General features: G+C 62.4%; 20 protein-coding genes. 10 read left to right on the top strand and 10 right to left on the bottom strand.

Features of this window, described 5'->3' with window-relative positions; translation table 11 throughout:
- The first annotated feature begins 40 nt into the window (after positions 1-40).
- The 7 genes from cobN (at position 41) to R3355_RS15190 (ending at position 10,813) form a co-directional block, all read left to right on the top strand.
- Positions 41-3,775, top strand: a complete 3,735-nt coding sequence (gene cobN, locus R3355_RS15220) for a cobaltochelatase subunit CobN (protein WP_318961942.1) — start codon at positions 41-43, stop codon at positions 3,773-3,775.
- Between the two features lie 412 nt (positions 3,776-4,187).
- The gene (locus tag R3355_RS15215) at positions 4,188-5,198 is read left to right on the top strand and encodes an ATP-binding protein (RefSeq protein WP_318961941.1); all 1,011 of its coding nucleotides are present in this window, start codon (positions 4,188-4,190) and stop codon (positions 5,196-5,198) included.
- On the top strand, positions 5,180-5,887 hold the full coding sequence (locus R3355_RS15210) for a vWA domain-containing protein (protein WP_413243525.1): 708 nt from the start codon (positions 5,180-5,182) through the stop codon (positions 5,885-5,887). Before R3355_RS15215 ends, R3355_RS15210 begins: the two co-directional genes overlap by 19 nt.
- 199 nt (positions 5,888-6,086) lie before the next feature.
- Positions 6,087-6,854 (top strand): precorrin-6A synthase (deacetylating), encoded by a 768-nt coding sequence (cobF, locus tag R3355_RS15205; RefSeq protein WP_318961940.1) that lies wholly within the window; start codon positions 6,087-6,089, stop codon positions 6,852-6,854.
- 215 nt (positions 6,855-7,069) lie between these two features.
- Positions 7,070-7,972 (top strand): LysR family transcriptional regulator, encoded by a 903-nt coding sequence (locus R3355_RS15200; RefSeq protein WP_318961939.1) that lies wholly within the window; start codon positions 7,070-7,072, stop codon positions 7,970-7,972.
- A 130-nt stretch (positions 7,973-8,102) separates the two neighbouring features.
- Positions 8,103-8,729 carry a glutathione S-transferase gene (locus R3355_RS15195; RefSeq protein ID WP_318961938.1) on the top strand — a complete coding sequence of 209 codons (627 nt, stop codon included), beginning with the start codon at positions 8,103-8,105 and terminating at the stop codon, positions 8,727-8,729.
- Positions 8,730-8,782: 53 nt separating this feature from the next.
- Positions 8,783-10,813, top strand: coding sequence for a pyridoxamine 5'-phosphate oxidase family protein (locus R3355_RS15190; RefSeq protein WP_318961937.1), 2,031 nt, complete (start codon positions 8,783-8,785; stop codon positions 10,811-10,813).
- Between the two features lie 300 nt (positions 10,814-11,113).
- On the opposite strand, the gene R3355_RS15185 is transcribed toward R3355_RS15190, so the two are convergent.
- From R3355_RS15185 to R3355_RS15175, 3 genes are all read right to left on the bottom strand, one after another.
- Positions 11,114-13,114, bottom strand: a complete 2,001-nt coding sequence (locus R3355_RS15185) for a PhoX family phosphatase (protein WP_318961936.1) — start codon at positions 13,112-13,114, stop codon at positions 11,114-11,116.
- 362 nt (positions 13,115-13,476) lie between these two features.
- Positions 13,477-13,755: an antibiotic biosynthesis monooxygenase gene (locus R3355_RS15180; RefSeq protein ID WP_318961935.1), complete on the bottom strand. Its 279-nt coding sequence runs from the start codon at positions 13,753-13,755 to the stop codon at positions 13,477-13,479.
- A gap of 205 nt (positions 13,756-13,960) precedes the next feature.
- Positions 13,961-14,698, bottom strand: a complete 738-nt coding sequence (locus R3355_RS15175) for an SDR family oxidoreductase (protein ID WP_318961934.1) — start codon at positions 14,696-14,698, stop codon at positions 13,961-13,963.
- A 300-nt stretch (positions 14,699-14,998) separates the two neighbouring features.
- On the opposite strand from R3355_RS15175, the gene R3355_RS15170 reads away from it, so the two are divergent.
- Positions 14,999-15,925 (top strand): AraC family transcriptional regulator, encoded by a 927-nt coding sequence (locus R3355_RS15170; protein ID WP_318961933.1) that lies wholly within the window; start codon positions 14,999-15,001, stop codon positions 15,923-15,925.
- Positions 15,926-16,065: 140 nt separating this feature from the next.
- Here the strand turns inward: R3355_RS15170 and R3355_RS15165 are convergent, their stop codons facing one another.
- The 4 genes from R3355_RS15165 to R3355_RS15150 form a co-directional block, all read right to left on the bottom strand.
- The gene (locus tag R3355_RS15165) at positions 16,066-16,725 is read right to left on the bottom strand and encodes a hypothetical protein (protein ID WP_318961932.1); all 660 of its coding nucleotides are present in this window, start codon (positions 16,723-16,725) and stop codon (positions 16,066-16,068) included.
- On the bottom strand, positions 16,726-17,967 hold the full coding sequence (locus R3355_RS15160) for an AAA family ATPase (RefSeq protein WP_318961931.1): 1,242 nt from the start codon (positions 17,965-17,967) through the stop codon (positions 16,726-16,728).
- Positions 17,968-18,511: 544 nt separating this feature from the next.
- On the bottom strand, positions 18,512-18,862 hold the full coding sequence (locus R3355_RS15155) for a type II toxin-antitoxin system RelE/ParE family toxin (protein ID WP_318961930.1): 351 nt from the start codon (positions 18,860-18,862) through the stop codon (positions 18,512-18,514).
- Positions 18,863-18,864: 2 nt separating this feature from the next.
- A complete protein-coding gene (locus R3355_RS15150) occupies positions 18,865-19,143 on the bottom strand; it encodes a type II toxin-antitoxin system ParD family antitoxin (RefSeq protein ID WP_318961929.1) in 279 nt (92 codons plus the stop codon).
- A gap of 448 nt (positions 19,144-19,591) precedes the next feature.
- Here R3355_RS15150 and R3355_RS15145 point away from each other — a divergent pair, with 448 nt between their 5' ends.
- Both R3355_RS15145 and R3355_RS15140 read left to right on the top strand, forming a co-directional pair.
- Positions 19,592-19,942: a hypothetical protein gene (locus R3355_RS15145; RefSeq protein ID WP_318961928.1), complete on the top strand. Its 351-nt coding sequence runs from the start codon at positions 19,592-19,594 to the stop codon at positions 19,940-19,942.
- Positions 19,943-20,035: 93 nt separating this feature from the next.
- Positions 20,036-20,428 (top strand): VOC family protein, encoded by a 393-nt coding sequence (locus R3355_RS15140; protein ID WP_318961927.1) that lies wholly within the window; start codon positions 20,036-20,038, stop codon positions 20,426-20,428.
- 202 nt (positions 20,429-20,630) lie between these two features.
- Here the strand turns inward: R3355_RS15140 and R3355_RS15135 are convergent, their stop codons facing one another.
- The 3 genes from R3355_RS15135 to cobJ form a co-directional block, all read right to left on the bottom strand.
- Positions 20,631-21,110, bottom strand: a complete 480-nt coding sequence (locus R3355_RS15135; protein WP_318961926.1) for a YegJ family protein — start codon at positions 21,108-21,110, stop codon at positions 20,631-20,633.
- A 29-nt stretch (positions 21,111-21,139) separates the two neighbouring features.
- Positions 21,140-21,994: a tetratricopeptide repeat protein gene (locus tag R3355_RS15130; RefSeq protein WP_318961925.1), complete on the bottom strand. Its 855-nt coding sequence runs from the start codon at positions 21,992-21,994 to the stop codon at positions 21,140-21,142.
- A gap of 286 nt (positions 21,995-22,280) precedes the next feature.
- Positions 22,281-23,960, bottom strand: a complete 1,680-nt coding sequence (cobJ, locus tag R3355_RS15125; RefSeq protein WP_318961924.1) for a precorrin-3B C(17)-methyltransferase — start codon at positions 23,958-23,960, stop codon at positions 22,281-22,283.
- Positions 23,961-24,024: the final 64 nt, after the last annotated feature.

Genomic DNA, 24,024 nt, shown 5'->3' with positions numbered 1-24,024 from the left:
GCGCCTGAGTCCGCCCTACCCGACAATCGGGGGCTAAGCCATGCACCTGCTGCGCACCCAGCCCGGCGCGCAAGTGCCGGCCGACAGCATCGCCGACCTCGGCCAGACCCCGGCCGAGCTGGTGATCCTCTGTACCGGCGATTCGCACCTGTCGTTGCTGGCCGAGGTGGCGCGGCAGCTGCCGGCGGATTACCCCAGCCTGCGCCTGGCCAGCCCGGCGCAGCTGAGCAATCACGCCTCCATCGATCTCTATGTCGAGCAGGTGCTGCAGCACGCCAAGGTCGTCCTGATTTCCGTGCACGGCGGGGTCAGCTACTGGCGCTACGGCATCGAGCGCCTGGTCGAACTGGCCGAGGCGGGGGCACGGGTGATCCTGGTGCCGGGTGACGACAGCCCCGATCCCGAACTGAGCGGCCTGGGCAACGTGCCGGCGGACGACAGCGAGCGGCTCTGGCAGTACCTGCGCCAGGGCGGCGCGCACAACGCCCGGCAGCTGTTCAACTGCATCGCCAGTCGCTGGCTGCAGCGCGATTATGCCTGGGGCGAGCCGCAGCCCCTGCCGCGTGTCGGCCTGCATCACCCGCGGCAGGCCAATCCGCAGCTGGCCGACTGGCAAGCGGACTGGCAGGCCGGCGCGCCGGTGGCGGCGCTGCTGTTCTACCGCACCCAGGTGCAGGCGGCCAATACCGGGTTTGTCGATACCTTCTGCCAGCGCCTGCAGGCCCAGGGCCTCAATCCGCTGCCGATCGCCGTGGCCAGCCTCAAGGAGGCGGCCTGCCTGGCCCAGGTCGAAACCTGGCTGGACGAGGTCGACGCCAGCGTCATCATCAACACCACCGGCTTCGCCATAAGCAATCCAGAGGCAGCGGATCTGCGCCCGTTCAGGCGTGACGTGCCGGTACTGCAGGCGATCTGCGCCCTGGACAACCTCGAGCAGTGGCAAGCTAGCGCCCAGGGCCTGGGCTCGCGCGACCTGGCCATGCACATCGTCCTGCCGGAACTGGACGGCCGCCTGATCACCCAGCCGATCAGCTTCAAGGGCCTGGCCTGGCGCAGCGAGCGCAGCCAGAGCGATGTGGTCTGCTACCGGCCGCACCTGCCGGGCATGGACTTCGTCGCCGAGCTGGCGCGCAACTGGGTCGCCCTGGCAAGAACGCCCAACGCCGACAAGCGCATCGCCCTGGTGCTGGCCAACTACCCGACCCGCGACGGCCGCATCGGCAACGGCGTCGGCCTGGACACCCCGGCGGCGGCGCTGAATATCCTCAAGGCCCTGCAGCAGCAGGGCTATCCGGTCGAAGGCCTGCCGGCCAGCGGCACCGCGCTGATCCACCAGTTGCTCGGCGGGGTGACCAACGATCTCGATAACCTGGACGCGCGGCCCTGCGCCCAGAGCCTGGCGCTGGACGACTACCTGGCGTTCTTCCAGCGCCTGCCCGCGGCCAACCAGCAGGCGGTGCTTGAGCGCTGGGGCGGCCCCGAGCAGGACCCCATGTTTCGCGGCGGGCGGCTGATGATCGCCGGCCTGCGTTTCGGCCTGTGCTTCGTCGGCATCCAGCCGGCGCGCGGTTATCAGCTGGATGCGGCGGCGGTCTACCACGACCCCGACCTGGTGCCGCCGCACGGCTACCTGGCGTTCTACTGCTGGCTGCGCAGCACCTTCGCCGCCCAGGCCCTGGTGCATGTCGGCAAGCACGGCAATCTGGAATGGCTGCCGGGCAAGAGCGTCGGCCTGTCCGCGCAGTGCTGGCCGAGCGCGGTTCTCGGTCCGCTGCCCAACGTCTATCCGTTTATCGTCAACGATCCGGGCGAGGGCGCGCAGGCCAAGCGGCGTACCCAGGCGGTGATCATCGACCACCTGATGCCGCCGCTGACCCGTGCCGAGAGCTACGGCCCGCTGCGCGACCTGGAGCGCCTGGCCGACGAGTACTACGAGGCCAGCCAGCTCGACCTGCGCCGCGCCGCCGAGCTGCGCGGGGAGATTCTGCTCAAGGTGCGCGAGGCCAGCCTCGATCGCGAACTGGGCCTGCAACTCAACGAAGACCCCAACAGCTGGTTGCCACAGCTCGACGCCTACCTCTGTGACCTCAAGGAATCGCAGATCCGCGACGGCCTGCATGTGTTCGGCGAGTCGCCGACCGGCCACCTGCGCCGCGACACCCTGCTGGCGCTGCTGCGCATTCCTCGGGGCGATGGCCTGGGCGGCAACGCCAGCCTGCTGCGCGCCCTGGCCCGCGATCTGCAACTGGGCTTCGATCCGCTCGACTGCGAGATGGCCGCGCCCTGGCAGGGGCCGCGTCCGGCCGTGCTGCAGCACAGCAGCGACGACCCCTGGCGCAGCGCCGGCGATACCCGCGAGCGCCTGGAGCTGCTGGCCTTGCGCCTGATCGAGGAGGCGGATTGCGAACCCGTTGGCGCAGCAAGTAGCCAGGTGTTGCAGTCTTTGCGCGGGCAGGTCGCGCCGCTGCTGGATGCCTGCGGCCCGGCCGAGATGGGCGGATTGCTCGCCGCCCTGGCCGGGCGTTTCGTCCCCGCCGGGCCGAGTGGCGCACCCAGTCGCGGCCGCCTCGATGTGCTGCCCACCGGGCGCAACTTCTACAGCGTCGATGTGCGCAACCTGCCCACTCCGACCGCCTGGCGCCTCGGCGTGCAGGCGGCGGAGCGCCTGCTCGAACGCCATCTGCAGGATCACGGCGACCACCTGCGCCAGCTCGGCCTGTCGGTGTGGGGCACCGCGACCATGCGCACCGGCGGCGACGACATGGCCCAGGCCCTGGCCCTGCTCGGCGTGCGCCCGGTATGGCAGGCCGGCAGCCAGCGGGTCGAACGCTTCGAGATCATGCCGCTGGAGCAGCTCGGCCGGCCGCGGGTGGACGTGACCCTGCGCGTCTCCGGCTTCTTCCGCGATGCCTTCAGCAACCTGATCCGCCTGTTCGATGACGCGGTGCAGGCGGTCGTTGATCTCGATGAGCCGGAAGAGTTGAATCCTCTGTCGGCGCGGGTCTGGCGCGAAGCCCTGGCCCTACAGGACAGCGGCCTGGATGAACATGAGGCGCGCAAGCAGGCCGGCTGGCGGGTGTTCGGCTCCAAGCCCGGCGCCTATGGCGCGGGCGTGCAGAACGCCATCGAAGAACGCCTGTGGCAGACCCGCGCGGACCTGGCCGAGGTCTACCTGAACTGGGGCGGCTACGCCTACGGCAAGGGCAGCGAAGGCACCCCGGCCCGCGCGCAGTTCGCCGAACGCCTGGAGCAGATGCAGGCGGTGCTGCACAACCAGGACAACCGCGAGCACGACATCCTCGATTCCAACGACTACTACCAGTTCCAGGGCGGCATGCTGGCGGCGGTGGAATGCCTGCGCGGGGCCAGGGTGGCCAGCTACCACGGCGACAACAGCCAGCCCGACACGCCGCGCATCCGCACCCTCAAGGAGGAACTGGGCCGCGTGGTGCGCGCCCGCGCGGCCAACCCCAAGTGGATCGAAGGCATGAAGCGCCACGGCTACAAGGGCGCGTTCGAGCTGGCGGCGACCATCGACTACCTGTTCGCCTTCGACGCCACCAGCGAGCTGGTCGACGACCACCAGTACGCGCTGCTCAGCGATGCCTACCTGCTCGACCAGGACACCCGCGACTTCATCCAGCAACACAACCCCGGCGCCCTGCAGGACATCCTCGAACGCCTGCTCGAAGCCCAGCAGCGCGGCCTCTGGCAGAACCCCGGTGAGTACCGCGAAGCCCTGGAAAACCTGCTGATCGACAGTGAGGAAGCATGAGCACATGCCTTCCCGTCGATCTCGTAGGGTGGGTTAGCCGCATGCGGCCATTGCCAAGCATCACGCCACTCCAGATGCGGCGTAACCCACCACCGGCGCAACGCGATCCATCGCCTGGTGGGTTACGCGCCGCGCCACCATCGCGTGTGGCTTCTCGACCGGCGTCCCGCGCCGCTAACCCACCCTACGAATCCAATCCCGTAGGGTGGATGACGCTTCATCCATCCACCGCCCATGCAGGGTGGATTTGCCGCATGCCGCGGTTGCCAAACAACAGATCATTTGCGATGCGGCGTAACCCACCATTGGCGCAACCCGTGCCATCGCCTGGTGGGTTACGCGCGCACAACAATCGCCTGCGGATTCCCGGCCGATTTTCTGCGCCGCTAACCCGCCCTACGGATCTTCCCCTATGACCGAACACCACTTCCCCCTCGCCGCCGTGGTCGCCGCCGATGACCTGAAACTGGCGCTGTGCCTGGCGGCCATCGACCCGGCCATCGGCGGCGTGCTGATCGAGGGGCCGCGCGGCATGGCCAAATCGACCCTGGCCCGTGGCCTGGCCGATCTGCTGGCCAGCGGTACCTTCGTCACCCTGCCATTGGGCGCGAGCGAGGAACGCATCGTCGGCACCCTCGATCTGGACGCGGCGCTGAGCGAGGGTCGCGCGCAGTTCTGCCCCGGTCTGCTGGCCAAGGCCCATGGCGGCGTGCTGTACGTGGACGAGGTCAATCTGCTGCCCGATCATCTGGTCGATCTGCTGCTGGATGCCGCCGCCAGCGGAGTCAACCATGTCGAGCGCGACGGCATCTCCCATCGGCATGCCGCGCGCTTCGTGCTGATCGGCACCATGAACGGCGAGGAGGGCGAGCTGCGCCCGCAACTGCTCGATCGCTTCGGCCTCAACCTGGCCCTGGATGCGCAGCCGCAACCGGCCCAGCGCGCCGAAATCGTCCGCCGTCGCCTGGCCTTCGATGCCGACCCGCAGGCGTTTGGGCAGCGCTGGCAGGCGCAGCAGGACGAACTGCGCAGCCGCTGCCAGAGTGCCCGTGAGCGGCTGGCAACTATTCCGCTGGATGACGCCGCTCTGGAGCAGATCAGCCAGCGCTGCTTCGCCGCCGCCGTCGATGGCCTGCGCGCCGATCTGGTCTGGCTGCGCGCCGCCCGCGCCCATGCCGCCTGGCGCGGAGCCGAACGCATCGAAGCGGCGGATATCGACGCGGTGGCGGAGTTCGTGTTGCGTCACCGTCGCCGTCATAGCCCGCCGCCCACCGCCCAACCGCCACAGTCTCAAGCCAGTAACGGCGCGCCAGGCGAGCAGCAGCAAGCGCCGCAAGGCGAAGGCCAGTGGGGCGAATTACCCGCGCAGGTGCAACGCCTCGGCGAGCGGCGTGAACCGCCGCGCTGGGCAAAAAAGCCCTAGGCATCCGCCCGCGCACAGCCCCAGGCGCGGATGCCAGAACAGCCCCCGGCACGCTGCAGGGTGGTCGCAGCGGTGCCAGCCGCAGCGGTCGGCTGGGCGTTATCGACTGGCCGGCGACCTTGCTCAAGGGCCGCCCGCGCAATCGTCAGGATCTGCTGCAGCGTCCGCGCAGCAGCAAACCCGCCGAACTCTGGCTGGTGATAGTCGATGCCTCGGCCTCGACCCGGCGCCATGGCGCGCTGAGCAAGGCCAAGGGTCTGCTCGGCGAGCTGTTCGAGCAGGCCCGCCGGCAACGCGTGCGCCTGGCCCTGCTGCACGCCACCGGCCGCCAGGCGCAGTGGCTGTGGCAGGGGCAGAAGGCCTCCCAGGCCTTGCACCAGTGGCTCAGTGAACTGGGCGCCAGCGGCGGCACGCCCTTGCTCGCTGCCGTACAGCAAGCCACCGCCTGGCAGGCGCGCCGCCAGCGCCTGCACCCGGCCGAGCGTCAGCGTTTGCTGATCATCACCGATGGCCGCCTGCGCGACTGGCCGGCCTTGACCCCGAGCACTTGCCCGGCGCTGCTGGTGGATATCGAAAGCGCGGCGATCCGCCTCGGCCGCGCCCGCCAACTGGCCGCCGAGCTGGGTGCGCACTACCGACATATCGATTCGCTGCCGCTGTTAGCCGGCAGCCTGGAGACAGCTTTATGAAAGGCTATGTACCAATTAGGGGCTGCATGGGGCGTTCGGGAAAGAGTGGTCCTGCTTGCAAGGGCCGCAATAGTAGGGTGCGCCGGGCGCCCCAAGACTCTACCGCCAACGCTGGTGCGCACGGCGCACCCTACAAGGTCAGATCCCTCACACTTAAACGCCGAAGCCTGAACGCAACACACTACTGGTACATAGCCTTATGAAAACCCTGTTGATTATCGGCATCGGTGCCGGCGACCCCGACTACCTCACCGTGCAGGCGATCAAGGCGCTGAACCGCACGGACGTGTTCTTCCTGATGGACAAGGGCAGCGCCAAGGACAGCCTGATCGGTCTGCGCAAGACCATTTGCGAGCGCTTTATCCAGGGCCGCGACTACCGCTTCGTCAGCGCCGACTGCCCGGAGCGGGTGCGCGATGTGCCCGACTATCGCGGCAGCGTGGTCGATCTCAATCAGGACAAGCAGCAGCTGTTCGAAGGCATGATCCGCGAGCAGATGGCCGACGGCGAATGCGGGGCTTTTCTGGTCTGGGGCGACCCGGCGCTGTACGACAGCACCCTGCGCATCGTCGAACAGATCGTGCGCAACAGTGCGGAAGAGATTACATACGAGGTGATCCCCGGCATCACCAGCCTGCAGGCCTTGGCTGCCAGGCACAAGGTCTGCTTCAACAGCATCGGCCAGGCCTTCCAGGTCACCCCGGCCCGGCGCCTGGCCGAAGGCGGCTTTCCCGAGGGCCTGGACAGCGTGCTGGTGATGCTCGATGCCCAGGACAGCTACCGGCGCTTCGTCGATCAGGACATGCACATCTACTGGGGCGCCTACATCGGCACCGCGGACGAAGTGCTGATTGCTGGCCCCCTGAGTGAGGTCGCCGAGACCATCCGCAGCCGCCGCGCCGCACTGCGCGAGCAGCACGGCTGGATTATGGATAGCTACCTGCTGCGCAGGAACGACGCGGACTGAGACCCGCTTTTGTAGGAGCGGGCGGGACGCGTAGTTCCATGCCCGCGATTCGCTTCAGCCCACCACCGCTTAGTCCCGTTGAAAGGCACCGACTGACCTGCCACGAAGTCTGGCGAAGTCGGTGACGGTGGAATAGCTTATCCACAGCTGATCGAAACGCTACGAATCGCAGCCCGGGGTTGCGATTTTTTCTATCCGAACAAAGGACATGGCCAGTGGACCGATTCCAGGAAATGCAGGTCTTCGCCGCCGTCGCCCAGGAGCAGGGCTTCTCGGCGGCAGCGCGGCGTTTGGGCATGTCGGCGGCCAGTGTCACCCGGGCGGTGGCGGCGCTTGAGCGGCGCATTGGCACTCAGTTGCTGACGCGTACCACCCGCAGCGTGCATTTGAGCGAGGCGGGTCAGCGTTATCTGGAAGACTGTCGCAGGATTCTCGCCGAGGTGCAGGAAGCCGAGGATTCGGCAGCCGGCAGCCACGCCCAGCCCCGTGGGCAACTGACGATCACCGCGCCGGTATTGTTCGGCGAGTTGTTCGTCACCCCGGTCATAGTCGGTTACCTGACGCAATTCCCCGATGTCAGCATCAACGCGCTGCTGGTCGACCGGGTGGTGAGCATGGTCGAGGAGGGCGTCGATGTGGCGGTGCGCATCGGTGAGTTGCCGGACAGCAATCAGCATGCAATTCGCGTGGGCGAAGTGCGCCGGGTGATCTGCGCGTCCCCTGGATTCCTGACCGAGCACGGTCGGCCTCGCCATCCTGCAGAGTTGAGCGCAGCACCGGTCATCGCCACCTCGTCCATCGGCCAGCTCAGAAGCTGGGCGTTCCTCGATGCGGGCGAGCCGATCAGCGTTCGGCCGGAACCGCGTCTGGTGGTCACCGCCAATCAGGCGGCTATCACTGCCGCCGCCATGGGTCTGGGACTGACCCGAGTGCTGTCGTATCAAGTGGCGGGCAAGGTCGCCGCCGGCGAGCTGGAAATCGTTCTGGCTGACTTCGAACTGCCGCCATGGCCCATTCATGTGGTCTACCAGGGTGGGCGCAAGGCCCCGGTGCGGGTGCGCAGTTTTGTCGACTTTGCGGTCAAGGTGCTGCGCGGACACCCGGCCCTGCGCGGCTGATGGGTTATTGCGCTGGATGAAATAATGGATTGCGTTTGCTGGTTATTCTGTTGTTTTGGTTGCGGGTGGAAGATGGCCCCCATCGGCGCTGATCGTTCCTGAACGGCGCCACCACCCAGCGGAGTCGACCATGCAAGCGATCAAACTCTACAACTTCCCCCGTTCCGGCCATGCACATCGTGTGGAGCTGATGCTGTCTCTGTTGCAGCTGCCGACCGAGCTGATCTTTGTCGATCTGGCCAAGGGCGCCCACCAGCAGGCGGATTTTCTTGCGCTCAACTCCTTTGGCCAGGTTCCGGTGATTGATGATCAAGGCGTGGTGCTGGCCGATTCCAACGCGATCCTGGTCTACCTGGCGCAGAAATACGGCAACGGTCACTGGCTGCCAACCGATCCGGTCGGTGCGGCCAAGGTGCAGCGCTGGTTGTCGGTCGCCGCCGGGCCGATTGCCTTCGGCCCCGCCAGGGCCAGGCTGATCACCGTGTTTGGGGCGCCTTACAACGCGCAGGAGGTGATCGCCTATTCCCACAGCTGGCTCAAAGTGATCGATCAGGAACTGGGCGCCACGGCCTATCTGGTCGGTAGCGAGCCGAGCATCGCCGACATCGCCGCGTACAGCTACATCGCCCATGCACCGGAAGGCAATGTGTCGCTGGACGACTACGCCAACATCCGCGCCTGGCTGGCGCGGATTGAAGCCTTGCCAGGGTTTGTCGGCATGCCGCGCACCGTCGCCGGTTTGCAAAAAACTGCCTGATGCCCACGGCCGGGCCGTTCTTGTTGCGCGAGGAGCGCAGGGGAGAAGCCGTTATGCAACCTTCACCATGGCACGCCGGCGAGAAACAGTTGCAGGCTCACGTGGGTGTTGCCGAGCGCATGGACGCCTTGGGTCGCCGGGTGATTCGCGGCGAGATGCCGGATCAGCACCGCACCTTCTATCAGCAACTGCCGTTCATGCTGTACGGCGCGGTGGATGCCGACGGCAACCCCTGGGCCAGCATTCTTCAAGGGACGCCGGGCTTTGCGCAGGCGCCCGAGCCTGGGTTGTTGCAGGTCGGCAGCCTGCCTGGCCGCGACGACCCGGCACAACTGCACGACGGGGCGGCGATCGGTCTGCTCGGTATCGAGCTGCACAGCCGCCGGCGCAACCGTCTCAATGGTCGAGTCGGTGTCGTAACGGCGAGCGGCTTCGAGGTGAAGGTGGAGCAATCGTTCGGCAATTGCCCGCAGTACATTCAATTGCGCCAGTTTCGCTCGGTGCCCTTGGCGGACCCGGCGACCCGCAGCGCGCAGCACCTCGATGGGCTGGATGACGCGGCCAAAGCCATGATCGCCGGCGCCGATACCTTCTTCGTCGCCAGTTATGTGGACGTCGATGGTCAACGCTCGGTGGACGTTTCCCATCGGGGTGGCCAGGCCGGTTTCGTCCAGGTAGAGGGCAATCGCCTGACCATCCCGGACTTCGCCGGCAACCTGTTCTTCAATACCCTGGGCAACCTGCTGAGCAATCCTCGAGCCGGTTTGCTGTTCATCGATTTTGAATCGGGCGATCTGCTGCACCTCAGCGGTCGCACCCAGGTCATCCTCGACGGCCCGCAGGTCGACGCCTTTCAAGGGGCCGAGCGGCTGTGGACGGTAGAGGTGGAGCGGGTGGTGCGTCGGCCCGCGGCGCTGGCCTTGCGCTGGCGCTTTGACGGCCTGTCACCCAGCAGTTTGCTGACCGGCAGCTGGGCGCAGGCGCACGCACGCCTGCAAGCCCAGGCCCTGGGGGATCGCTGGCGGCCGCTGCGAGTGACGCGCATCGAACAGGAAAGCCGCCACATCCGTTCGCTCTATCTGCAGCCTGCCGATGGCGCCGGGTTGCCGGTGTTTCAGGCCGGACAACATCTGCCTGTGCGCTTCAACCTTGCAGGCACCGTGCATATCCGCACCTACAGCCTGTCGAGCGCGCCGTCCGATGACTTTTTCCGCATCAGCGTGAAGCGTGATGGCTTGGTGTCCAGCCACCTGCATGAACAGATTCGGGTCGGCGATGTGCTGCAAGTCCGGGCGCCGCAGGGACATTTCAGTGTGGTCGCCACTGAGCGTCGGCCGCTGGTGCTGTTGGCCGCCGGCGTCGGCATCACGCCGCTGCTGTCGATGCTGCGTGAGGTGGTCTATCAAGGCCTGCGCACGCGGCGCATCCGGCCTACCTGGTTGTTGCAGAGTTCGCGGACCTTGGCCGATCAGCCGTTTCGTCCTGAGCTGGATCGCCTGCTCGACGGTCTCGGTGACGCGGTGCGGGTGCTGCGTTTGCTCAGCCAGCCGGACTCCGACGCCCGCGAGGGCGAAGATTACGACCTGACCGGGCGCATCGACGCCGACCTGCTCAAGTCCATTCTCGAGGCGCAGGATTCCGATCAGGCGGATTTTGTCCTCTGTGGCCCGGGCAGTTTCACCCAGGGGCTGTACGACAGCCTGCGGGGTCTGCACATCCGCGACTCGAGGATTCATGCCGAAACCTTTGGCCCGTCGACGCTGCGGCGCAAGCCGGATGCGGACGCGCTGGTCATCGAGCAACCAGCGGCCGCCAGGGTTCCGGTGCCAGTCGTGTTCCAGCGCTCGGCCAAGCAGGCGCGCTGGCAGCCGGCCGCCGGCAGTCTGCTGGAGTTGGCGGAAAGCCGTGGCCTGCGCCCGGAATTCAGTTGCCGCGGCGGTTCCTGCGGGACCTGCAAGACCCGCCTGATCAGTGGCCAGGTGAACTATCCACAGCCCCCTGCGGAGCTTCCCGACGCTGGCGAGGTGCTGATCTGCTGTGCGGTGCCGGCGCAGGGGTCGCAGCCGCTGGTGCTCGACCTGTAATGCCTTGTCCTGCAGACACAATAGGAGGCAGCAGCACACGCGCGCGACGCGGCCTATGGAAACGCCTTTCCATGAAACGACGGCAGAAGATCAGACGAGATCAGCATAATCATCACGTCGCCCTGATACTCCTCCAGCCCGAATGTTCGTAGGATAACTACGCGGCATATACACCCACTCGCCGCCATCGGCGCGGGGGAAGCGGCAGGTTCGGCGTGGGGAACAGAGTAGAACTTGGCGAATAGCCGTTGTCGGTTGCTGACCAGACCAAGCCTGGCCGGTCAGCGTTTTACCGCGTGGTTACAGCAGCCGGCGGCCGTTGTCGCGATTGATCACCACTGTGGCCGAGCGGGGACGTTTGCCTGGGCCGTCAGGCCAGCTACTGCCATCGTCCGGGTGCTGGATATTGACGAACAGCGTCTTGAAGTCCGGCGTTTGGGTGATGCCGGTGACCTCGGCGCCAACCGGTCCCACCAGGAAGCGTTTGACCTCACCGCTTTTCGGGTCCGCGACCAGCATCTGGTTGTTGCCGAACGGGCCGTTGCTGAGCTGGTTGCCGCTCATGTCGGTTTGAATCCACAAGCGTCCCTCGTCGTCGAACCACAGGCCGTCCGGGCTGGCGAGAATATTCTGTTCGTTCAACGGCTGGCCGTTGGGGTCGCGGCTATCGTCCGCAGGGCCGCCGAGGAGAAAAATATCCCAGGCGAAACGGTTGCCGGCAAAGTCGCGGCTGGCTTCGCGCCAACGGATGATGTGCCCGTAAGGGTTGGGGCTGCGCGGGTTGGCGGCATCGCCGGTGGTGCGGCTGCTGTTGTTGGTCAGGGTGAAGTAGACGTCGCCGGTGTCCGGGTTTACCGCGCCCCATTCTGGACGATCCATCTTGGTGGCACCGACGATATCGGCGGCCAGGCGGGTATTGACCAGCACCTCGCCCTGGTCGGCGAAGCTCACGCCGGCGGCCGCGCAGGCGCTCTGGAAGGCTGGGTCGGCGTGATCCAGGGCCAGCCAGGTGCCAGTGCCGTCGGCGTCGAAGCGGGCGACGTAGAGCGTGCCGATATCCAGCAAATGGTTTTTGCCGCGACTTTTCCGGGGCCTGTAGGTGTCGCGGCTGACGTACTTGTAGATGTATTCGTTCTGCGAGTCGTCGCCGGAGTAACAGACCAGGCGCTTGCCGGGCTTCGCCGGTGCGATCACCAGACCCTCATGGGCGAAACGGCCCAACGCGGTGTGCTTGACCGGCACCGATTGCGGGTCGAACGGGTCGATCTCGACGATCCAGCCGAACTGATTCGGTTCGTTGCGATAGTCCTCGCTGGCATCGGCGCCGCGGCGGCTGGCATCGAAGCGCTGAAATTCATCGCCTGCCAGGGTTTCCCAGCCATAGCGGCTGGTTTTGCGAATGCCGTAGCGGCTGTGTTCGCGCGGCTGTTCGCTATCCTGGTTGGTGAAATAACCGGCCCAGTTCTCTTCGCAGGTGAGGTAGGTGCCCCAGGGCGTATGGCCGTTGGCGCAGTTGTTTTGTGTGCCGCGCGCCCAGGTGCCGCTGTTGCTGTGGCGGGTTTTCATCAGCGCATGACCGCGGGCCGGGCCGGCGATGATCATCGGGGTGGCAGCCGTGATCCGCCGGTTGCGCGGGCTGCGTACGACCTGCCAATCGCCCGTGGCGCTACGGCGGACTTCGACCACGGAAACGCCATGGGCGTTGATCTCCTTGCGCACCTCATCGGCGACGGTGCGTTTGCCGTCGACCGTGGTCGGGCCGTTGGGATGCAGCAGTTGCGCATCGATGTACTCGTGATTGAGTACCAGCAGGCCGTGATCGGAGCGCTTGCCGTGACCCGACTGCGCATCGATGGGGAAGAAGTGCATGCCGTCGTGGTGCATGCCGAGCTGCTCGGCCTGGTCCTGGGCGCTGTTGCTGGCGTCTTCGGCGAATGCCGGGTATCTGCCGGTGAGCGGCGTGCCCCAGGGGATAAAGGGTTGGGCGCTGAAGCCGGCCGGGACGCTGATGGTGTCGGCGCGCGTCACCGCCACGGGCGAGAAGGGCAGACGATTGCGCTTGAAGGGCGGGCGCTTGAGATGTTCTTGCAACGCATCCAGTGGCTCGGCGGCTTCGGCACTGGTCGACAGGCCAATGCCGAAAAATGCCAGGGCGCCGAGTGCGGCCCCGCCGGCAACGACCTGGCGGCGCCCCAGACCCTGGTTGATCAGCTGGTTGATATGGGGGTTGCCGGAATGGTTGCTGGGGAGTTCATCACCATTACCGAACAGCGTTGTGCTCTGCTCATCATTGGGGCTCATGCAAGGCTCCTTCAGGTTAATCGACGGGTCCTTGACGCTAACCAAGGAAGACGACGAAACCATGACAAGCCCTGTGCCGCGGCGCACAAATCCATCGGCCGCATAAAAACGTAAAAACCCCAGCATCTCTGCCGGGCTCTTTTGCCAACACACTCAACCTCGATCGTGGCCTCGGTTGAGTGAAGAGCACGGGGGTCAGGTCCTGAATTTTTCACTCGGACAACACCGGGCGCCCGGCAACAAATGTAAGTCCTGACCCCCGATGTCTCGGCGGTTCGAGCAGGACCTGCAAGATCCGCCTGATCAGCGGCAAGGCAAATCAGCCACCTGCGCAGGACCACCTGATACTTGACCCCAAATGCTCAAGCCGCCTCGCAGTGCAGGCTACGCAGCAGGCCTTGCCGCATGGCCCGGTCAAGCACCTGCTGCAACAGCGGCGCGGCGAAGAATGCCTGCATCTGCGCCGCCGATTGCCAGCGACTTTCCAGCACCCACAGCGCCGCATCGTGCGGCCGCCGCCGCACCTCGACGTCCAGACAACCCGGCATGCCCCGCACGGGCTCAAGCAGGTCATGCAGACACCGCCCCAACTGCTCGGAGCGTCCATCCATGGCATGCAGCACAGAGGTATGACTAAGCATCAGCTTGCTCTCCAGATGTACAGGCTCAGAGGTTGTGAAAATATCGATCGCCGTCGCGAGACCGTCTCCAGGCGTTCGCGGCAAGGCGCGCTACGTGAAAAGTAGGGGAGTTTAGTGAGCTAAATGACCCTGCTTTTCACGTAGCGCAACGCCGCAGCGGGCGTTTGGAGGCAGTCGCAGTAGGCGGGAGTTTTTTCACAGCCTCTCAGTAGGGGCTGGCAGTCGGCCGCACGATCAGCTCGCTGACATCGACATCCGCGGGCTGCTCGACGGCATAGGCGATGGCGCGGGCAATCGCATCCGGGGTGATGGCGACCTTGCGAAACGCCTTCATCGCCTCACGGCTCGGCGCATCGGAAATGCTGTCCGCCAACTCCGACTCGACCACCCCCGGCGATACCAGGGTGACGCGAATATCGCCGCCCACTTCCTGGCGCAAGCCTTCGGAAATGGCGCGAACGGCGTACTTGGTTGCGCAGTACACCGCACCGGTCGGCACCACGCTGTAAGCACCGATGGAGGCGATATTGACGAACTGGCCGCCGCGCTGACGCTGCATCACCGGTAATGCGGCGGCGATGCCGTGCAGAACGCCACGGATATTCACGTCGATCATGCGGTTCCACTCCTCCACTTTAAGTGCATCGAGGCGCGACAACGGCATGACCCCGGCGTTGTTGATCAGCACATCGACCCGGCCGTACTGCGCCAGAGCCGCATCGACGAAAGCCTGGGTGTCGGCCTGACTGGTCACATCCAGGCGGCGGTACTCGGCGCTGCCACCGGCCGTGCGGATTTCGCCAACCAGTCGCGCCAGGCGCTCGGTACGCCGTGCGCCGAGCAGCAGCCGCGCGCCCTTCTCGGCCAGCAAGCGCGCACAGGCCTCGCCGATACCGCTGCTGGCACCGGTGATCAGAATGACTTTGTCTTGAATATTCAACATGGCGAAATCTCCGCTGGTAAGCGGCAAGGCGTGCCGCGACACCAACAGATTCCGCCAGACAGCCGGTGCAGGGTTAGACGATTCCTGGCGGATAATTGCCTAAAACTGCAATGACCCATGCAGGTGGCCAGCCCACGAAAACTGCGCCTGCATTTCATCCATCGACATAGAGGCCAGTAAAATCGGCTGTTTTGCCTATTAGTGTTGAATGATTGCCTGATCCTGCAATGCATCATGCGCAGCGCAGACTTGCCTGAAAAACCGGGCTAGTCTGCAGGAAGACACAGGAGCCTTGCCCACATGACCCCCCTCGTCAGCCAACCAGCCCTCGACGACAACCTGGCCTCGCGCCAGGCCGAACTGGCCGCCTTGATCCAGCGACTCTGTCCTGGCGATGGCCTGCATGGCAGCGCAATTCCCGGTCTCGACCTGGCCTGCGCGACCCAGCCCAGCCTGCCCATACCGACGCTGTACCGGCCATGCCTGTGCATCATTGCCCAGGGCCGCAAGGATGTGCGCCTCGCGGGTGAGCAGTACACCTACGACCCGCTGAACTACCTGGTGGCCTCGGTCACACTGCCGGTTACCGGTCAGGTGATCGAGGCGACCCCCGAGCATCCCTACCTGAGCCTGCGCCTGGACATAGATCCGGCGCTGATCACCAGCCTGATCGCCGACCTGGGGCCCATCGGCGTGCCCAATCCCGGTCCACGCCGGGCGCTGTACCTGGATCGCCTGGATACCCAGCTGCTCGACACCGTGTTGCGCCTGCTGCGCCTACTGGAGACACCGCGCGATATCGCCATGCTCGCGCCGCTGGTCCTGCGCGAGATTTTCTACCGCCTGCTGCACAGCCCGCAGGGCCACCGCCTGTACGAGATCGCCATCGCCGACAGCCAGGGCCAGCGCATCACCCGCGCCATCGAATGGCTGAACCAGCATTTCGACCAACCCTTGCGTATCGAGGACCTGGCCCGCGAGGTCAACCTCAGCCCCTCGACCCTGCACCACCGCTTCAAGGCAGTCACCGCCCTCAGCCCACTGCAATATCAGAAGCAGTTACGCTTGCAGGAAGCGCGGCGCCTGATGCTCTGCGAAGGCCTGGAAGCCGCCTCGGCAAGTTACCGGGTCGGCTATGAAAGCCCGTCGCAGTTCAGCCGCGAATACAGCCGCCTGTTTGGGGCACCGCCACTGCGCGATCTGGCCCGTTTTAGAAACTCTGCGTAGGAAGATCGGGGACCACGGTTTCGTTTGAGTGATCAAGTAGAAGCGGAAAGCCGTGGTCTGTTCCCTATTAACGCCCGCGTAACAGGCGCGAGCTTGCGAGCGTCCTGGTTGACGCGATTGTTATGTCTAGATGATGCAAATCAATCAAGGCTACTTCCAAGAAGTTCAAATAGGTATTCATCTTCAAGGACAATCCATCTAATAAATGCAGAGAACTCCTGTTTTTTAGACACCAACATACGCAGCCTTCCTAAGGCATCATCTCTCCTATCCTGAGGCAGCTCCTCATCTAAATGCTCATTAACAAGCTCTAAGAATCTATTGTATTTTTGAAAAACCTTTTTCCTCAGATATTTTCCGGTAATTTTTTTATTAATAGTTTTATCTGTGTTGAAGATTTCATCTATCAACTCGGCCGTTTCACGAGTTTTATCATCAGCACTCATTGGTTCAATTATTATTTTGCTTTGATATGGAGTGTGAGGAGGCAGGTGCTTAATAGACTTAAATACATCTATACCTTCATCAGTGCAATCTAGTAAATTATTGTATTTGGCTAATTTTATATTGTTGCATCTACCACACACATAATATAGATTGTCCCAGTCAAACTTCTTATCGAGATCACCTTGGTGTGCATCAAAATGTTCAACGTTTATTGAGGTGGGATCCTTTATTTCACAAAGATAGCACTTGTCATAAAATATCTCCCTTAGCTCATTCAACACATCCTCTTCAGAATAGCTTACTCTTCTAAATAAAGATTGTGGTGCATCAGGGGTTCTTGTCACATTGAACATTTATTTATCTACCCCTTGCTTAAACTTATGCACCTTTAGTTTTGCACTGTTTAGATAAAACTTTGCTTCCTCATCCAAGTTGTCTTGGTCTTTTTCTAGCTCGTTAATTAGCTCTTGAAGCTCCTCTTGACTCGAATCGGCGCTTTCAACTTTTTTTGATATATCTCGTATTTTATTCTGCAATATGTCTGATGCCGAACTCACTCCAAACAATCCTTCGAGAACAGATTCATAAGAGTATGATGATAGGTTTCCCGCTTGCTCTCTTCTGCTAATATCATAGATCTCAGCATCACTGACTGAAGTTAGGACGAAAGGTGAGTGAGTCGTAACTATATACTGAATTCCAGGAAACGAATCGGATAAAAATGGTAATATTTTTCGTTGAAGCGTTACGTGCAGATGGGCGTCTATTTCATCTATAATGGCAACCCCGCACAGTTTTGAAGGGCTAACTTTCAAATATTCAGCGCGCATTAACAGTTTTGAAAAAACACTAAATATTGAAGAGTATCCCGAAGAAAGATTTTGAAAAGTGTAAGGAGCTTTACCATTTTGATTTATATAGAACTTAAAGTTGTCCGCATCAAAATCTAAATGAACGGAATCGTCCTCCATCAAAAACTTCAGGTTTATATCAAAATCAGATAACCACTTCGTTATTTCCTGCTCTAGCTCTGGATTTCTGTTTTCTGTTATAGAAAAAGAGCGACGCGTATACAAGTTGACCAAGTGCTGTTCAAGCTGATTTCCTATTTGAATACCCACTCTCTGGTTGTTTAAGTCCTCTTTGTTGTAGTTTGTTCCGGAGGCACTTCTGGCATCTTGTATTTGTGATTGCCTAACAGCAGGGAATAGCTCAATAACCCCAAGCTCAGTATCTACCTTTCGTGAAAATTCAAGGTGATCATTAATTGATATATTAGGGTCGTTAGTTACACTTTCAATTTCTCGATTCAAACGTTCAATTTGAGTTTTAGCTTGCTGATATTGCGAAGATCCCTCTGTGGCTTGGTCTCTCTGATTGACCCAATGCTTCTTTTGTTGCTCCCATTGTGGAAGATTGTCTAGCTTCTTTGATCGTACAATGTCGATTAATTTCTTATGGATACTATTTACTAAAGAAGTTTTTCCTGATCCATTGCCTCCTGTGAGAATAAGGTTCTTTCCCTTTAGATCAATATTTATCCGTTCTTCTGTATACGGAACGGTAGTTGAGATTTTTTCAATAAATTTTTTCAAAAACCTACCTATTTAAAAATTGATGAATACGATCAGGGACATAACAGTAATTAAACGGAATTATTCATTATTGAATAACCCAGGATTCCAGATAAGTCCGCACGCACACCCACGACGTTTATCATAAAAGCCTGACTGATCAAGGTATTAACTGCAAAGGCGGCGAAGCGCGCGTATTCACGTGCTCGCGTGTTTTCCCGCAACCGATACGCTGTGAATAAGTACTGTCTGGTCAGCTTCCCACTGGCGTGCGTCGAGCGCAGTGGGCAACGACGAAGCGGGACGTTATGCCGAGGCGATGCTATGGCAAGCCAGGGCCATTCGGGTGTTGTGCAACGCATACCAAACATCCTTTTGGCAACGGCAGACGCGGAGGCTGGCACCTGGCCAGCAAAGGTAGCTCGACCTTAAGCACTCGGCGGCTAAACGGCAAGCCGACTTTCGCCTACCTCCTATGCGCAGCGGGTATGCCAGTTACGTGGGTCCGACCCTAGACGTCTCTGGGTTCGACGCTGGACGCCTGGAACTGGGGTCATTTGTCGAGCTACTCCGGGGATAGGTGCCTACGGATTTCCATCGCGTCGTGAAGTATGCGAACCACCTCGATTACGTCATCATCGCCGAGTCGGTAGAACACAATGTGCCGAGGGCGTTGAACCTTGCCGGCTGGTGATTTGCTGCGGCAGTGGACGAGGTGAAAGCTACGGAGACCGCGCACGATCTCGTCGCGAGAACTGCTGCCGATCCGATCAGGCTCGGCAGCGATAGTGTCCAAGGCTGTCAGGATCAAGCCCTGGTAGCGCCGCCTGGCCGCGAGACCGAACTGGGTCTGGGAATGCTGAAGAACATCGACGATGTCCGCACGGGCATCCTGGGAGATTCGGTACTGCGCCATAGTCAGTGTTTTGCACCGGCCTGCTGGCCGAGCTCCTCGAGGTACTGCTGCAGATTCTCGCTACTGACTTCATCGTAGAGGCCGCTTTCCAGCTGCATGATGCCGCGCGAGGTTGCGCTCCTGAGTGCATCAAGCTTGGCCGATTCTTCAGCCTCATGTTGCAGCAGCAGGCGCAGACCTGCGCGGATAACCTCGCTGGCATTCTGGTACCGACCAGTAGTGACCAGGTTCTCGATGTCTTGCTCCAGAGCTTCTGGAAGCACTACGTTTCTGGTGGCCATTAGGCTGCTCCAGTTAGGGGTATGGATGGCAGATTATGCTATGAGGCTTGCGAAGTCATCACTCTCTGTGACCCCCAATTTTGATGCCAAAATGGGCTGCATAAGCGATATTTTCGTCATTTTCTTGTGATGTTTTTCTTTCCAGTCAAGCAGTTACGTGGATCCGACCCTGAGAGCCAAGTACTGATCGCTGGCCCCCTGGCCGAAGTCGCCGAAACCATCTGCACCCGCCGCGCGCAGCTGCGCGAGCAGCGTGGCTGGATTATGGATAGCTATCTGTGGCGAAGGAACGACGCGGCTGAGGCCTTCATGAAAAGCGCGACAAATTGCGCGACACTTTTTCCTGAGGCGCGACACTTTCAGCGACATAGTGGTGTCGCGCCCTTGGAAAGCGTGACAATCGATTGTCGATTGATTTCTGGACGTCTACGAGCTGAACCGAATCGAGTTGCTGCGTGACGTATTTGTCTGGGCCTACGAGCGTTCATGCCAGCGCTACCTGGCCATCAGCCAGAGCATGAGCGACCCCGACCCGCTACGGATGCGCTACCGCGCGGCGCTGATCGAGGCCGTGCAATGGGTGGTCAAACAGCGTTTGGCACCCAGCGCAGAAGTGATCAGGCAACTGGCCGAGGAAAAGGCGACGGCCGAAGACCAGGAAGCCTTCGCCCAACTGCTCAGTAATGCCCTTAAGCACCTGCACGAAGGCAGCGTGGCCCGCTATCGGCTCAGGCATTCGGAGTTTCTGGCCTGGCAGCCGGTTAGGGGTGGGGTGGACGGCGGCGGTTCGGCAGGCTGATCGCCGAAGGATTTTGTGCAGTACATACTCCGGCCATCTACTACCTTCACTGTCGCGATCTTATGTACCTCTGCCTCTACCGAGAGCAAGCCTATGTTTTCCCATATCTGCATCGGCGTGAGCGATTTTCCGCGAGCGCTGGCCTTCTACCAGCCGATCATGACGCTGCTGGGTATCGAGCTGCGTTTTCTCGACGAGCACAAACCCTGGGCGGCCTGGCAATCCAAGCCGGAGCCCCGGCCGCTGTTGCTGATCGGCAAACCCCATGATGGTGCCCCGCACCACCCAGGTAACGGGCAGATGGTGGCGCTGTTGGCGCAGAGCCGGGCTCAGGTCGAGCAGGCCTATCGGCTGGCGCTCGCCCACGGTGGGCGCTGTGACGGGCCGCCGGGGCTGCGTACCGAGTACCACCCGGATTACTACGGTGCTTACTTTCGCGACCCGGATGGCAACAAGCTCTGTGTGGTCTGTCACCAGCCCGAGTGAGGGGCCACTTCGCGCCTGGTTTAGCGGGCGATCGGCAGTGGCTCGTAGCATGGGTTGAGCGTAGCGCTACCCATGCTGTGGCCCGCCCATCCTAGGGTGTGGCTAACTCCGCGGCGTATATACCCACTCCCCACCATCGGCCCGCGCAAAGCGGCAGGTCTGACTGCAGCCGATTACCAAGGCCCGCAAGGCTTCGCCACTATCAGCAGTCGAAGCCGTATTGGCTGCGGTAGAACTCCACCTGTTCCGGGGGCATCTCTTTGAACAGCGCGCAGACGGTGAAGCTGCCGACCTGGCGGCCGTTTTTCAGGTAGCCCCAGTCGGTGATCTGTTCTCGGGTGAAGCGCAGTTGCTGGCCCCAGGTGACACTTTTGACGATCTGCGGCTCGTTGGCCAGTTCGCCGATAAAGCCCTGCTCAAGTGGCCGGAAGTGAGTGATCCAGAAGGTTTCAATACCGTTGCTGTCCTCGACCATGACCTGAACCCTGAAGTCACGGGTATCGGCTGGCGGCTTGGCAGCCAGGGCAAGAAAGTCCGTCAGGCCTGCCTGGGCCTGACGTACGGCCGCTGAGACGGCTGGGTTCTGGCGATCGGCGGTGACCACTTCATTGGTGTCGCGCGCGGTGGCGTGAAACGCTGTCAGGCCAAATGCGAGCAGAGGAGCGATAAGGTAGGGGCGCATGCTGATTCCTTTCGTAAGTCGCCTGGCGGTTACTCGGCAGTTTCCAGGGCTGAGTCCGGGCATTGAGCGGTTTCGTCGATCATTTGTCGCTGCCCCCACTTTTCCAGGCGGGTGTACCAGGCCAGGCCACTGTCATCCAGCTGCGCCTTGGCTTCTTCACTGCCGTTGCTGGCGGCCACTTCCAGCCAGAGTTGCTGTTGATCGCGATTGACCGGCATGCCACTGCCGGAGCTGTAGGCCTTGCTCAGGCTGAATTGCGCAGGTGCATGGTTGTTCTGTGCCGCTTTGCAGATCCAGTAAAGCGCTTTGCTGTCGCTGCTGCTGAAATGGATCGCGCGCTCATCGCCGCTGGCGGCAAATTCCACACCGCTGTTACGGCTCCAGTACAGCTCGCCCAGCAGATATTGGCTCTGTATGTCGCCTTGTAGCGCGGCCTGTTCAAACCAGTGCATGGCCTGGAAGCGTTCATCCTGGTCACCCGGGTTTTCCAGGTAGTCGATGCCCAGTTCAACCTGAGCCAGGGTCAGGCCCTGTTCGGCGGCCTGGGTCAACCAGCGTTTGCGCTCGGCATCGTCGCCAGGCAGGAGGTTGTCGCGATACAGCATGGCAATTTCAAAGGCTGCACGGGTAACACCCTGCTCGGCGGCTTTGGTGTACCAGCGTTCACTCTCGGGATAGTCCTGCTGGGTATAGAAGTGGTAACCGATATTGAACTGGGCGCAGGCATCCCCGGCAATCGCCTGTTGCAGAAGCGCCGGCAGGCTGTGCTGATCCGACTGATCAAGCGTCACTGGGCAATGCTTGCTAGCCGCCTGACTGGTGAGAGTGCAGAGCAACAGGGCGCTGGCGAGCAGCGTGGCGGTAAGCCTGTGGGTTCGAAACATGTCAATCGTCCTTGATAGCGGTAACCCGACTCGCTCGGGTATAGCGGCAAATAGAGATAAGTACCTTAGCAGGCCGTTGAAAAACTACCTACGTTGCCGATACGGCGTTAAAAACAGGCTCAAAATGCTCATTTACAGCACGTAAACTGCGCTTTTTCGCCTTTTTTTGCCTTGTCTCGGCTGCCTCGCCTACATTTTTCAACGGCCTGTTAGTGATTTGTTGTCGAGCAAGACAAGCCATGCCTGGTCGAGGTTGTCGATGAATGGTTTTTTTTGCTGGGCGAGATCACACAGTGATGCCTGCCAACTGCTGTGGATAACTACGCGGGGTGTATACCCACTCGCCGCCATCGGCGCGGGGGAAGCGGCAGGTCTGGCTGGAGCCGATGATGACCAGGGTGCGCATATCGACCATGTCCGGGCTGAGTTCGCCGAGGGTGAGGTTGCGCAGGGTTTCGCCGGGGCGGCCGATATCGCGGCCGAGGACTACCAGGGTTTCTGGCGTGCGCTGCTGGCGGACGATGTCCAGGGCGCAGCCGAGTTGCCAGGGGCGGGCCTTGGAGATGGGGTTGTAGAAGGCCATCACCAGGTCGGCGGCGGCGGCGAGCTCGAGGCGTTTTTCGATAATCGCCCAGGGCTTGAGGTTGTCGGACAGGGAAATCAGGCTGAAGTCGTGGCCCAGCGGCGCGCCGGCCTTGGCGGCGGTGGCGAGGGCGGCGGAGACGCCGGGGAAGATGTGCAAGTCGACCCGTTGCCATTCGGCGTCGGTCGATTCGTGCAGGGCTTCCAGCACGGCGGCGGCCATGGCGAAGACGCCGGGGTCGCCGGACGACACCAGCACCACCCGCCGGCCGCTGGCGGCCAGCTCGAAGGCATGGCGGGCGCGCTGCATTTCCTCGCGGTTGTCGCTGCAGTGGCGCACCTGTTCCGGGCGCAGCGGGCCGGCCATGTCGATGTAGGTTTCGTAGCCGAGCAGGTCCTGCGCCTCATCCAGCGCCTGGCGCGCGGCCGGCACCATGAATTCGGCGGCGCCGGGGCCGAGGCCGATTACCGTCAGGCGACCACGGGGCCGGCCGAGCGTCGCGGCGTCGATGGGCGCAGCGGCCAGCAGCAGGCGCAGGTTGGCGTGCTGGCTGTGCAGCGGCGGTAGCTGGTGCAGGTCGTCGATAAAGCGCAGCGGCAGCTGCAGCTGCGCGGCGGCGGCGTGCAGCTCGGCGTTGGCCATCAGCTGTGGCGCGGCCAGCAGGCAGGCCAGGCTCTGCGCGGCCAGGCCGGCGGCGTGCAGCGCCTGCTGCAGTTCGCCGAGCAGTTCGGGGCCGGCGTGCTCGACCCAGACGGCGACCTGCTGCGGGTGGATCAGCAGTTCAGCGGAGTTGGCGGCGCGGCTGTGCGGGCCGATATGGATCACCCGCGCGGCGTGCTCGGCCAGCGGCAGCTTGGCCTGGGCCAGCCAGGGCGCCTCGCCTTCGATGCGCACGGCCTGGCCGCCGAGCAGGTCGCTGACAAAGCCTTTGCCCTGCTCCAGGTCGACCAGCACATAGCCGGCCGGCGGCTCCAGCAGGCAGGTGCCGAAACGCAGTTCGCCGCTGGTGGTGATCGCCGCGCTGACCTGCAGCGCAGTGGCGATCTCGCGCGCCATGCGGTTGACCCCGGCCAGGCCGCCGAGCAGCGGCACCACGGCGCTGCCATCTTCGGCCACGGCCAGCACCGGCGGCTCGCTGTCCTTTTCCCCGAGCACGCCGGCCAGGCTGCGGATCACGATGCCGGCGGCGCACAGGACGATCAGCGGCGTCCCGGCGCGATACAGTGCGCGCAGGCTGTCGCCGAAGTCGTCGTAGAGCCGCTCGACGTCCGCGACCCGGCCACGCCGGCCGTGGATCTCGGCCTGTGGGTAAAGCGCCTGCAGGCGCAGGGCGCAGGCCAGGGCGGAGGGGCCGAGGATGATGATGGCGGGGGAGTGGTTCATGCGGGTTCCATCTGTGCCGTGTGTATGTTGGGTAGGGTGGATGACGTTTTTTTCATCCACCATC

The organism is Pseudomonas sp., from assembly GCF_033723075.1.
Classification (GTDB): domain Bacteria; phylum Pseudomonadota; class Gammaproteobacteria; order Pseudomonadales; family Pseudomonadaceae; genus Aquipseudomonas.
Note: the sequence above shows the minus strand (reverse complement) of the source record. Positions and strands in the feature narration are given on the sequence as shown.